This is a genomic window from Burkholderia sp. Se-20378, from assembly GCF_017104665.1.
GTDB lineage: Bacteria > Pseudomonadota > Gammaproteobacteria > Burkholderiales > Burkholderiaceae > Burkholderia > Burkholderia lata.
The window spans coordinates 1-12,296 of record NZ_JAAGPG010000236.1 but is presented as its reverse complement, the minus strand read 5'-3'; the positions used below and the strand labels follow the sequence as shown (position 1 = coordinate 12,296).

Below are 12,296 nucleotides of genomic sequence, written 5' to 3'. Positions count from 1 at the left end.
CAGCGCGTCGAGCCGCTCGGCGTCGGGCTGCATGCGGTGATCGACGGCTGTTCGCAGCTGGACGGCGAAGAGTGCGTGCTGGCCGGCGCGAGCGCGACCAGCATGCTGCTCGTCGTCGCGGCCGGCGCCGCGCATCCGCCGGGCCAGCCGCTCACGTTCGGCATCGACGCGGGCTCGGCCGAATCGTTCGTGTTCTGCGGCGGCGACCGCGCGCGCCAGCTTTCGCTGCTGCGTTCGGGCGAGCGGATCCTGACGGTCGGCGCGGCGGGCGACACGCGCGCGATCGTGGTCGGCCGCGTGCGGATCGAATCCGCGCCGCTCGTTGCGTTGCACACGCGCAGCGCATCCGGCGCGAACACGCGCGTCGTGATGCGCGGCGACCGCGCAGTGCGTTTCCGGACCGACGACGGCGCGCGCGTCGGTCTCGCCGATGTCGCGCCCGGTATCCGGCTTGCCGGCTACGAACCGGGCGCCGGCTGGGTGGATTGCCGGATGAGGGCCGCCGCGTCGCGTTCGGTCGTTTCCGTCAGCCGCTAGTTTCATTCTGTCACTCAACCTGCGTTATCCCCTTCGAAGGAGATTGGCCTTGAAGAAGCTTTCCTGGATTGACCTGCGCAACATCGGTGAGCTCGCGGACGAGATCACCGAGGAAGCGCTGCATGTCGGCGTGTCCGCATTCGTCGTGAAGGATGCGGAGCAGGCCGGGCGGTTGCCGCCGAGCGCGTGCAAGGTCGCGGTCGTCGATCGGCAGCCGGCCGATGCCGCGCTGCTCGAGCAGGTGCAGATCATCCTCGTGAAGGATGGCCTGCCGGTTGATTTCGCGGTGCCGGACGGCGTCGAGATCGGCGTGTTCATCGAGGTGACGGGCGAGGCGACGCTCACGCGCGCGTGCGAGCTGTCGACGACCACGCCGTGGCTGCTCGTCGAATTCCTGCAGGACCCGAGCAAGATCCCGCTCGAGATCCTGCTGGCGGCCGCCGATCAGGCGTCGGGCGAGCTGATCACCGTCGTTGCCGACCTGGAGGATGCGGAGGTGACGCTGAACGTGCTGCAGCGCGGCCCCGAGGGTGTGCTGGTCACGCCGACGCAGGTTGGCCAGGCCACGCAGCTCGTGTCGATCTGCAGCGACACCGTCGAGGATCTGCAGCTCGAGGAAATCGAGATCATCGGGCTCACGCACCTCGGGCCGGGCGAACGCGTGTGCGTCGATACCTGCTCGCGCTTCGAACAGGACGAGGGCATCCTCGTCGGCTCGTATTCGACCGGCATGATCCTCATCAGCAGCGAGACGCACCCGCTGCCGTACATGCCGACGCGCCCGTTCCGCGTGAACGCGGCCGCGCTCCATTCGTATGTCGTCGCGCCGGACAACCGCACGCGCTATCTCGCCGAGCTCGAATCGGGCGCGGAGATCCTCGCCGTCAACGTGCAGGGCAAGGCGCGCCGCGTCGTGGTCGGGCGCGCGAAGGTCGAGACGCGGCCGCTGCTGCTGATCGAGGCGAAGAATGCCGCCAATCGCGCGATCAACATCATCGCGCAGGACGACTGGCACGTGCGCGTGCTCGGGCCGAAAGGCAGCGTGCACAACATCACGGAGCTCAAGCGCGGCGACCGCATCCTCGGCTACACGCTCGATGCGCAGCGCCACGTCGGCTACCCGATCCGGGAATTCCTGCACGAGCAGTGATCCGCATGCTTCATTGACGATGCGATCGCCCGGTGCGTCACGCGCCGGTGCGGTCGGTTCATGTTCAGGAGTACTTTATGGAAAATGCGGCAAAACAGGTGCTGGATACGCTGTTCGGACGGTGGCGCAGCCGGATCCTGTATGCGGGCACGCGGCTCGGCGTGTTCGATGCGGTGACGACCGACACGCCGGTGTCGTCGGCCGCGCTCGCGGCGAAGCTCGACGTCGACGAGCCGCTGCTGTACCGGCTGCTGCGCGCGCTCGCGTCGCTCGGCCTGCTCGACGAGGACACGCGTCGCGGCTTCCGGGCCACCGCGTCGGGGGCGCTGCTGCATGCGGATGCCCCGAGCACGCTGCGCGATTTCGTGCTGCTGCAGGAAGGGCCCGAGCATTACGCGATCTGGGCGCACCTGCCCGACATGGTGCGCGAGGGGCAGCAGAACGGCTTCGTGCGCGAGTTCGGCGCGATGGCGTTCGATTATGCGAAGGACCACGAACGCTACCGGACCGATTTCAAGCGTGCGATGTCGAGCTTCTCGACCGTGCAGTCGGAACAGGTCGTCGATGCGCTGCGCGACATCACGTTCGCGCAAGGCACGCATGCGTGCGACATCGGCGGCGGCCAGGGGCACATGCTGTGCAGCCTGCTAAGGCGGTTCCCGTCGCTGACCGGCGTCGTGTTCGACCTGCCCGAAGTGATCGACGGCGATGCGGATGACTGGGCGCAGCGGATGGGCGTGAGCGCGCGCTGCAGCAAGGCGGGCGGCAACATGTTCGATGCGGTGCCGGCGGCCGACGTCTACCTGCTGAAGCTGATCCTGCACGACTGGAACGACGACGAGTGCGTGGCGATCCTCAAGCAGGCGCGCGCAAGCGCGCGGGACGGCGCGCGCGTGTTCGTGATCGAACGGGTCGTACCGGCCCCGGGCGTCGCGCATTTCTCGAAGCTCTACGACATCCACATGATGTGCTGGGGCAGCGGCCGCGAGCGCACGCGGGACGAATACGACGCGCTGCTCGCCGCCGCCGGCTGGCGGCCCGCCGGAGTTCGCTCCGCACCGGACGGGCAGATCGACGTGATCGAGGCCGTCGCCGCCTAGTGTGCACCTGGCGGGCCGGGCGCGTCAGGCGGCCGGCGTCTCGCGGGTTTCGAGCCAGGTCATCTGCGGCTTGAGGATCGCGAGCGTCGCGCGAACCGCCTTGTTCTCGTCGCGCTGTTCGATCGCGTCGAGCACGGCCTGGTGCGCCCGCATGTCCGGCTCGGGAATCTCGGCCTCGTCGAGTTCGACGAGGATGTCCTCGACGTTCGCGAGGATCGAGCCCGAGAAATAGCGATACAGCGCTTCCAGCGCGTGATTGTGCGAGGCGGCGGCCACGGCGATGTGAAATGCGCGGTCGCGCTCGACGAACTTCTTCACGTCGCGCGACGCTTCACGCTCGCCGCGTGCCTTCAGCAGCTTGCGCAGCGTCGCGAGATCCTCGTCGGTGCGCCGGCGCGCCGCATAGCGCGCGCATTCCGTTTCGAGCATGCACTGCAGTTCGAGATGATCGCTGCGCGCGGCACGATCGACGTCGCGCATCGTCTCGGCCGGGTCGACATTGCGGCGCACATAGGTGCCGTCGCCCTGGCGCACTTCGAGCACGCCGGAATACGCGAGCGTGCGAACCGCTTCGCGCACCGTGTTGCGCCCGACCTCGAGCTGCTTCGCGAGATCGAGTTCGGTCGGAATGCGCTGACCGACGCGCCAGATGCCGGAAGTGATATTGGATTTGAGGATCTCGATCGCCGAATCGACGAGCGAGTGTCGGGTGGCCGGGGGCAGGCTTGACATTGCGTGTTTCGCTTGAAACTAGAGGGTGTCGCTATCCTATCATCCGATCATTCGTTTGGTCGTTCAGGATAACGATATTCAAACGTGACATTTTGTTAACGTCAGACGAATAAACCTGCGGCCGATCAATGCGCGCCGCACATTCGTCGATTGCGTCCACCGGCATTTACCCGCGCCGCGTCGACGTAAATGATTCCTATTCGCTGTTCAGTCGAGGTCGCCGTTGCATGAGCGGCCCGTCTCCCTGCTTAACGGCGCGGCGTATCCGCCGACGTCCGTCTCCGCTTTCCGGATAACCCGAGATGAATCAATCACACACCGGCCGCCGTGCGCGGCCAGGATTTCCGTTGCCGCGCGCGGCGTTGCGGCGCGTGCCGGGCTGGGCGGCCGTACTGGCCTGCGCGACCGCGATGCCGGTTGCTGTTTCGGCGCAGGATGCGCCGGATGCGGGCGAGCCCGCGGCAGATGCGCCGCTGCTCGCGCCGATCGTCGTCGATGGGCGACGCGAGACGGGCGTCGGCCCGGTGCAGGGCATCGCGGCCGACGTGTCGCGCGCGGGCACCAAGACCGACACGGCGATCGTCGAGGTGCCGCAGGGCCTGTCGGTCATCACGCGCGAACAGATGGACCGGCAGGACGTGCATAGCGTCGGCGACAGCCTGCGCTACACGCCGGGCGCCTACGCGGATTCGCGCCCCGGCGGCGTGCTCGAGAGCGTGTTCCTGCGCGGCTTCGGCGGCTTCGCGGCGGCGGCGATCAATCCGCAGATGCTCGACGGCCTGCCGTTGCCGAAAGGCGTGAACTGGGCCGCGAGCGTCGTCGATCCGTGGACGCTCGAACGCATCGACGTGCTGCGCGGCCCGGCGTCGGTGCTGTACGGGCAGGCGAGCCCCGGCGGCATCGTCGACATGGTCAGCAAGCGGCCGACGCGCGATGCGCAGCACCTGCTCGCCGTGCAGACCGGCAACCGCGATCGCGGGCAGCTTGCATTCGATTTCAGCGGGCCGGTGACGAAGGACGGCACGTGGCGCTACCGGATCGACGGCCTCGCGCGTCGCGCGGACGAGCAGATCGATTATTCGCGGCAGCAGCGGATCGTCGTCGCGCCGTCGGTGACGTGGCAGCCGAATGCCGATACGAGTTTCACGCTGCTGGGGTCGTTCCAGCGCGATCCGCACAACAACTTCGCGGGCTGGCTGCCGGCCGTCGGTACGCTTTGGCCGGATGCGGGACGGCGGATTCCGACGCACTTCTTTCCGGGGCTGCCTGGATTCGATACGTACGACCGCACGCAGGCAATGATCGGCTATGCGTTCGAGCATCGATTCAACTCGACGTGGAAGGTCCGGCAGAACGTGCGCTATACGCACCTCGATGTCGACTTCGCGGGCGCGGCCGTCAATTTCATCGCGCCATATCTGTCGCCGGGCGTGCTGAACCGTTCGTTGTCCTGGTCGCGCGAGCACGTGAACCATCTCGCACTCGACAACCAGGCGGAGATGCGCGTGATGACGGGGCCGGTCGAGCATACGGTGCTGGCCGGCCTGTCGTATGAGCATGCGGTGGCGAATCTCGTCGGGTCGGGCTTCGGCGCGGCGCCTCCGCTCGATACGCGTGCGCCCGATTACGGGCAGCCGTTTACCGTGCCGCCGGTCGCGCAGCAGACGCGTCAGACGCCTGACCGGATCGGCGTTTATCTGCAGGATCAGGTGCGTTGGGATCGGTGGGTCTTTACGCTCGGCGGGCGTGAGGAGTGGTCGCGCACGACGACCGATGACCTGCTGCGGTCCGCGAGCGTGCGGCAGAGTACGCGGGCGTTCACGGGGCGCGCGGGGGCGGTTTATCTGTTCGATAGCGGCTTTGCGCCGTACATGAGCTATTCGACCTCATTCGAGCCGGCGCTCGGCACGCGTTTCGATGGTCAGCCGTTCACGCCGACGAAGGCGAAGCAGTTCGAGGTCGGGCTGCGCTATCAGTCGCCGGATCGGCTGCAGAACGCGTCGATCGCGGCGTTTGATATTCGCCAGCGCAACGTCCTGACCGCCGATCCCGAGCATCCGTTCTTCAGCGTGCAGACGGGGGAGGTGCGATCACGCGGGATCGAGCTGGAAGGGCGTACGCGCGTGTGGAAGCAACTGGATGTGATCGCCGCGTACACGTATCTCGATACGACGGTGCAGGCCGATACGGACCCGACCGTCGTTGGCAAGCGCGTGGCGGCGGTGCCGCGCCATCTCGCATCGCTGTGGCTGGACTATGCGGTCGATCGGCCGGGGTTGCGCGGGTTGAAGGTGGGTGGTGGTGTGCGTTATGTCGGGCGCAGTGCGGGCGACAACGTCAATACGTTCGATGTACCGGCTGTCGTGCTGTTCGATCTTGGGCTGTCCTATGACCTTGGCGTTGAACGGCCCGCGTGGAAGGGGTGGCGCGTTGCCGCGCACGTGAACAACCTGTTCGACCGGACTTATGTGTCGTCGTGCTTTTCGGCGGGTGGGTGTTTTTATGGCACGCGGTTGATGGTGACGGGGGATGTCAGTTACCGGTGGTGATCGGACGGCGGGTGGGGGCGTTGCGGTGCCGGTGCGGGCTGCGCACGTACGACTGGCCCGGCCGCGCCGCTGCCCGGATACACTGACGCCTTCGCCGTATGTGTCGCGGCAGCGTGGGCCGTCGCGTCGGCTGCGGATTCGTGGAGAGATCACCCATGAGCATCGTCGTTGGTCGAAACCGGATCGCCATCCGTTTGTGTCGCGTGCTGATCTCGGGCGCGTTGATCGCTTCCGTCGTCGGCTGTGCGGCGACGGCGGTCGATGACACGGCCATCGCGCCGGACTTGCATGAAACCGTCGTCAAGGTCCCGGTCGATGAAGGGGCGAGCGCGCGGGACATCGTTGCCACCACCTACATGCCGGACGGCCTCGGACCCTTTCCGCTGATCGTGCTGAGCCACGGCAGCCCGCCCGATCCGCGCGACCGGCCGAAGGTGCGCAGATACCGTGCGTTGCCGCAGATCCGGACGTTCGTGCAGCTTGGTTTCGCGGTCATCGTGCCGATCCGCCGTGGGTACGGCGCGACGGGCGGGGTCGATGAAGAGGATGCCGGGTCGTGCCGGCATCCCGATTACCTTGCTGCGGGCCAGCAGGCCGCGCGCGATGTGCTCGCGGCGGTGCGGTACGCGCAGACGTTGCCGCAGGTGGATCGAAACCGCATCGTGCTGGTCGGGCAGTCGGCGGGCGGGTTTGCTTCGCTGGCGGCGGCGAGCTACGCGCCGCAAGGGGTGGTTGCAGTGGTGAACTTCTCGGGTGGGCGTGGGGGGAACCCGACGACTCATCCCGGCATGCCGTGCGATCCGAAGCAGATGGCCGACACGATCGGGCATTTCGCGAGCACGACACGGGTGCCGGTACTCTGGCATTACGTGCAGAACGACAAGTATTTTGCGCCGGAGGTCGTGGCGACGTGGTTTGCCGCGTTTCAGGGGGCGGGTGGGCGCGGGCAGATGATTGTTGAGCCGGCGTTCGGCAGCAACGGCCACGGGATGTTCTCGGTCAAGGAGGCGATACCGATCTGGTTGCCGCACTTCGAGGCGTTTGTCGGGCCGTTGGTGGCGGTGAAGTAGGGGGCGGCGGCTGCCGACTGCGGATTCAACCCGTCGATGCAACACACTTGAGGCTACATGGCAGCGAGGGGCCAATGAAACCGAGACGGCGGATCTACCCTGCAGACAGCCAGAAAGCGCTCATGCGGGACCGTCGCGATCAACCCCTGTCTCTCAGCGGTCCAGCCGCGGCTGACGATTGTTTGAGACACCCGATTCAATTGGCTGAATCGTTGGAAATGTGTGGAAGAGGTCTGAAAACACGTGCATTGTTCGGGGTGGACGTCTTGGGGCCGCGCATATTCCCGATGAGATATCGGTGCCTCCTGTTACTCATCCTAATCTGCTTCGCATACGAAAATCCGAATTTCTCCCCGAGTCATGACAAGACTGAGCTACGAAGAATCTTGCCGGCGCCTCCAGGAACGCCACCTCGATCCGGACAGCATCCCGCCGATACCCGATCACCTGCCACAGGCCGACGATGAGGAGCCCTTGGGTGTCAGCTTCTTCCGCATATTTCTTGGCGACCGCGAAGACCTGTCAAACCTCACCTTGCCTCGCACCTTTTTCGGGCGTTCTGAAATCAACGGTGTTCGTTTCTCCAATACCGAACTCACCGAATCCAACCTATGCTGGAACGATTTCATCGATGTTGATTTTTCCAACGCCATACTGACGCGTAGCGACCTGCGCGCCAGTTTTTTCGAAAGAGTCAGATTTACTGGGGCCGATCTTTCGTTTGCCGACTTGCGCCAATCCTCGTTCGTACAATGCGACTTCGGTGAGACCATCATGACCGGCGTCATCATGACGCACGCCGGAGGGAAAACGCTGAAACTATCTGAAAGACAGCGCCGGGAAATTGCGTGGACTGACGACGAAGGTCCTGAACCGGCAGGCGGATGAACCCATGCCATTGCATGCGGAACTTGCAAGTGGCAGGGGGAGCGGCTAGATGGCTCAGGCGTTTTGAAACTGAGATGACAAGAGGCGGGCGGGGTATGGGACTTGACTGGAATCCGCTTGGTAAAGCCAGGCCGGCGGCGGAAGAAGAGTTTTACTGTCGGCTCGGCCAACTTGGAACGGCCAATGACTGGATGCAGCCTGTGCCGTTTACCTTCGCTCCGATCGACAATGCCCGACAGGAAGAAGTGCGGCAGCGCTTTTTCGAGATCCAGATCTCGCCCTACGAGACCTTGAGGCCGCCGCGCGTTGGCTACGACCCTGAGGCCGATAACTGGATACGATCCCGGTACGAAGGCGCGCCAAACAAGCCACCGACGATTGAGGAATGGGTCCGGTCGTTCCATGGCTACTGGGTGATGGCACTGCTGCCCGATAGCGACGGGCTACCTTTCTACAGCAACGCCTCGCTCGGTGGCGAGTGGGAACGATGGAGTTTCCGCGCACAGTTCCTGCGCGATTGCGAGGATGCGCTGGGCGAGCGCTTGTTCGACGAAGCCTGGCTTAACCATCTCCCGGATCAGCTCGCCGATTACGGCCGTCGGCTGATGAACTGCGCCAGCAGCTATGCGGAAACGCATGGCGTGGCACATGTCCTGAACATGCGCGCGTATCCTGCGGACAATCAGGAGCTTGGCCCTGTCGAGGATTGTCCGGCGTACAAGGCTCATATCATTGCATCCGCAGCACGATGGGCACTGTTCTGGTCGGCGCGCGGACACGGCATGCACGCCGACTATTAGAGCGGCTACGAGTGTTCGCGAGATTTACCCCGCTCGGCAAAGGTCAGCGCCAATTTCGAACGGTGCCGTTGCCTTGGTTGTATTCCGCTCGTTTCCGCAAGAATCCGTTGTACCGGGGAATGGTCCCGATCAAACAGCGGAGCGATCTGCCGCAGTGACTCGACCTTGGCCCCGACACTGCCCGGAATTGCGTGATTCAAGCCGGCCGGGCGACGACAAATCGCCTCTTTCCGTCAATTCGTCGTCGCGCGGTTTTCGCTTCGAGGTGCCGTCCGGTAACGCCCGGTTCCGGCACTAAGGCGTTTCATGCTGCATGGACCGCCTCGGGCTTCACTACCGAATTTGCTTCCTTCGGCATTTCTCGCTGCCCGCTCTCCCTCGAGGCCGCCGGAGACGCGCCGTCGACCTCGTCGAGCCGATAGCCGTGCGTGTACACGGCACTCAAACGAAAGCCGTTTTCCGGACGAAGCGTCAATTTTTGCCGAAGTCGATACACGTGAGTATCGAGGCTCCTCGACGAGCCGTCGAGCGGCCTCCCCCACGCGAGTGCCTCGAGCGTATCTCGGGAAATGACCCTGCCGACGTTGTCGAACAGGCATTTTGCCAACGCGAACTCCTTCTCCGTCAAATCGACCGTCTCATCACGAAGCGACACGCTCTTCATCGTCGGATCCAGTACGTAGGCACCCACCCGGGTCAGGTCGGCCTGCTTCCGTCCGTGACCGTATCGACGCAGCAACGCCTTGACGCGCGCAGCAAGTTCGATTTCCCGAAACGGCTTCACGATGTACTCGTCGGCCCCCGCGTCGAGCGCGGCAACGACGTCCGCTTCGAGAACCCGGGCGGTCAGAAACAGCACGGTAGGTTCGTCGCCGAGATTCGCGCGTATCCAGCGCAATACTTCCAGACCGCTCATGCTGGGTAAATGCCAGTCAAGCACAACCAGCTCAACACGCTGAGTCCGGAGAAACTGCACGGCGTGCTGGCCATCACGCACTTTGCATATCTCCCTATCCAGATTTCGTATTGCATTTTCGAAAACGTTTGCCTGAAGAGGATCGTTTTCCACTAACAAGATGTCCATTGCGTCACCACACAGTCTCGTGCCTGCGTTTCAAATTTTCGGAGATCCGGGCAACCGTCACGCATCGACACGTGCAGCCCCATTCGTCTACCGATTCACTCTACGCTTTGCTCTATTGAAAAATAGCGCGTCCGACATGCGTGGCTTTCCGCCTTATTCTGTTCGAACGCCCGTGTGCCATGATCACAACCAGCCCATCTTCCGCCACGATCGAGTGAGCGGCATGAAGCCCGGGCAGCCTCCCCCTCGAGAGTTCTGCGCGGGAAATTCTCGCGCGGCCCTGCATGCACGATGCTTGAGCTACCCGCTGGAGGCTACTGTTTCCGATATCGTCAGTCCCGATCATCGGGAATGCAGTAGCGATGTGTTCCTGGCACCGGTAATGTCGACAATTTCGAGTTCGCTTCCCGGAATCCACCTCCTTCGCTCAGACGCGCAACGATCACGCAACCGTGATGAAACACCTGCCGGCGCCTCTCATCGGCACCTTCCTCAATTGCGCCCGGATTGATAAATCCAGGGCATTGCAAACTCGGTCATCCTCTTCGACGAAGCTGCGGACTTTGGCATGCAACGGGCAACGGCATCGCACAGTGCTTCGATATGCGCGAGGATCGTCGCGTTGGAGCACGCCGTGAGTTGTCGTTTTGCGTTGACGAACAGTGAGGCGTCTGCAAACCCTGCCAGTGGCGACGCCGGACTATCCGTCAGGGCAAGCAGCCGGGCACCCTGCTGATGCGCACGTTCCGCCTGTGTGATCGTGTCGCGCACATAACGGGGAAAGGCAATCGCGATGACCAGGTCACGTGCCGTGACATCGAAAAGGAGGCGTGCGGCATGCTCCGGCCCGCCTCCCGTCGACAGTGCCCGCACGTTGTTCCGGTAGGGAATCAGCCCGTGTTCCATCAAGCTTGCGAGATAACCGCTGGAGCCATACCCGAGAATGAAAACCCGGTCGGCGTCCACGATGGCTTTCACGGCCAGATCGCAGGCATGCGGATCCAGTGCACGGAAACACGCTTCGATGTTTTCCGCCTCGCGCGCCAGCGCAGTACCCAGCGCCTGGGCCCCGGGCGCCTCTGATTCAAGGGCGCTGCGCAAGCGCTCGACCGGTGCAAAGATTGCCTCGAGGTCAGGAACCAGACTCGCCCGAAAATGCGGATAACCATCGAAGCCGAGCGCACGCGCAAACCGGTTGGCGGTGGCGACCGACACGTCGACCGCGGCAGCGAATTCGTCGATTCGCATCGTTGCCGCGCGGACGAGATTCGTTCGCACGAATTCCGCCACGCGCCGATGTGCCGGAGTCAGCGTCGGCATCAAGCGTGCAATGCGCGACTCCATTGCCTCGTCACCAGGCGGCTCATCCGGATCGATTGAAGCGGTCGTCACATCGGTTGGCATGCGCTCACCATGACTGTGTAAATTCATTTACATGAATTCTTATTGTGTAAATACATTTACACAATCGGTGTTAACGAGATCGATTCTTGTCTGATATTTCTTCGGTAACAGGGTCCTTTTCGATGCCGCCGCATACGAACGTCCGGTACGTCTGCCTGCACGGGATCCAATCCATGCGACCCCGTTAAAATTCGCACCATGAACGAATGGGGCGTGTTCTGCTTTGAATGTTCTGCAGAACTCGACTTCCGATGTGCTTGTCGAGGATCGAGGGGCGCCCATGGAACAAGCTGACCCGGGTTGAACCGGCCGACAAAACGCACGCGCAAGCGCGAACTCCGGGAGGAGATGAGTCGGATGTGTCGTGGGTCGACCGGGTCATGGTGATTGCCCCGGCGCGGTTTTCCGCCGTTCGCGGTCGAGGCGATGCAGCGCATTCACTTCGTGCCGCAATGGCTCAGCCGGATAGCTTCGGCAGGGCACGCCGATTGCTCGCCGATTCGTCTGAATAATAAAAATCGGTACCGGCCAAACCCGCACCCAGCCGGCATTTTCCCGCCTCACCCCCACATCCCGTGGCCGATTTTGTCACCACATGGGCCGGATATGACAATAGAAATCACCCGCCGTGGCATTACGATGCCTCACGTCGTCGCCCGGGCCTGAGCCGGTTTTCCCGCCTCTCGCTCCATAGCGCCCCTCATACCCCGTCTGATTGGAACATCGACCATGAGCTATAACGCCCCCGTCAAGGACATGCTGTTCGTGCTGAAGGAACTGGCCGGCATCGACGCCGTTGCGCAGTTGCCGGGCTTCGAGGATGCCGGTTACGACACGGCGCAGGCCGTGCTCGACGAGTCCGCGAAGTTCTGCGGCGAGGTGCTGGCCCCGCTGAACGTCGAAGGCGACCGCAACCCGAGCAGCTGGAAGGACGGCGTCGTGACCGCGACGCCGGGCTTCGGCGAAGCGTTCCGCCAGTTCG

General features: G+C 63.7%; 11 protein-coding genes and 1 pseudogene. 8 read left to right on the top strand and 4 right to left on the bottom strand.

Annotation, left to right across the window (positions count from 1 at the left end; genetic code table 11):
• From G3N93_RS22795 to G3N93_RS22785, 3 genes are all read left to right on the top strand, one after another.
• Positions 1-537: 3-dehydroquinate synthase II (locus G3N93_RS22795; RefSeq protein ID WP_277396560.1), on the top strand; the 537-nt coding region annotated here is incomplete at its 5' end.
• Positions 538-586: 49 nt separating this feature from the next.
• The gene (locus G3N93_RS22790) at positions 587-1,687 is read left to right on the top strand and encodes a 3-dehydroquinate synthase II family protein (protein WP_174932493.1); all 1,101 of its coding nucleotides are present in this window, start codon (positions 587-589) and stop codon (positions 1,685-1,687) included.
• Positions 1,688-1,764: 77 nt separating this feature from the next.
• The gene (locus G3N93_RS22785; RefSeq protein WP_206134000.1) at positions 1,765-2,787 is read left to right on the top strand and encodes a methyltransferase; all 1,023 of its coding nucleotides are present in this window, start codon (positions 1,765-1,767) and stop codon (positions 2,785-2,787) included.
• A 24-nt stretch (positions 2,788-2,811) separates the two neighbouring features.
• Here the strand turns inward: G3N93_RS22785 and G3N93_RS22780 are convergent, their stop codons facing one another.
• A complete protein-coding gene (locus tag G3N93_RS22780) occupies positions 2,812-3,519 on the bottom strand; it encodes a FadR/GntR family transcriptional regulator (protein WP_174930025.1) in 708 nt (235 codons plus the stop codon).
• Positions 3,520-3,821: 302 nt separating this feature from the next.
• Here G3N93_RS22780 and G3N93_RS22775 point away from each other — a divergent pair, with 302 nt between their 5' ends.
• The 4 genes from G3N93_RS22775 (at position 3,822) to G3N93_RS22760 (ending at position 8,826) form a co-directional block, all read left to right on the top strand.
• The gene (locus tag G3N93_RS22775) at positions 3,822-6,068 is read left to right on the top strand and encodes a TonB-dependent siderophore receptor (RefSeq protein ID WP_241026662.1); all 2,247 of its coding nucleotides are present in this window, start codon (positions 3,822-3,824) and stop codon (positions 6,066-6,068) included.
• A 155-nt stretch (positions 6,069-6,223) separates the two neighbouring features.
• A complete protein-coding gene (locus G3N93_RS22770) occupies positions 6,224-7,138 on the top strand; it encodes a S9 family peptidase (protein WP_206133999.1) in 915 nt (304 codons plus the stop codon).
• A gap of 360 nt (positions 7,139-7,498) precedes the next feature.
• Positions 7,499-8,026 (top strand): pentapeptide repeat-containing protein, encoded by a 528-nt coding sequence (locus G3N93_RS22765; protein ID WP_174932499.1) that lies wholly within the window; start codon positions 7,499-7,501, stop codon positions 8,024-8,026.
• Between the two features lie 95 nt (positions 8,027-8,121).
• Complete coding sequence (locus G3N93_RS22760) at positions 8,122-8,826, top strand: hypothetical protein (protein WP_174947813.1); 705 nt, start codon at positions 8,122-8,124, stop codon at positions 8,824-8,826.
• A gap of 29 nt (positions 8,827-8,855) precedes the next feature.
• Here the strand turns inward: G3N93_RS22760 and G3N93_RS41680 are convergent.
• The 3 genes and pseudogenes from G3N93_RS41680 to G3N93_RS22750 form a co-directional block, all read right to left on the bottom strand.
• Positions 8,856-8,993 (bottom strand): annotated as a pseudogene (locus G3N93_RS41680) (IS30 family transposase); the annotation flags it as partial.
• Between the two features lie 137 nt (positions 8,994-9,130).
• Positions 9,131-9,910, bottom strand: coding sequence for a response regulator transcription factor (locus G3N93_RS22755; RefSeq protein WP_206133998.1), 780 nt, complete (start codon positions 9,908-9,910; stop codon positions 9,131-9,133).
• A 492-nt stretch (positions 9,911-10,402) separates the two neighbouring features.
• The gene (locus tag G3N93_RS22750; RefSeq protein ID WP_174947815.1) at positions 10,403-11,314 is read right to left on the bottom strand and encodes a MurR/RpiR family transcriptional regulator; all 912 of its coding nucleotides are present in this window, start codon (positions 11,312-11,314) and stop codon (positions 10,403-10,405) included.
• A gap of 729 nt (positions 11,315-12,043) precedes the next feature.
• Here G3N93_RS22750 and G3N93_RS22740 point away from each other — a divergent pair.
• Positions 12,044-12,296, top strand: a 253-nt coding sequence (locus tag G3N93_RS22740; protein WP_206133997.1) for an acyl-CoA dehydrogenase N-terminal domain-containing protein, incomplete at its 3' end; no start/stop codon positions are given.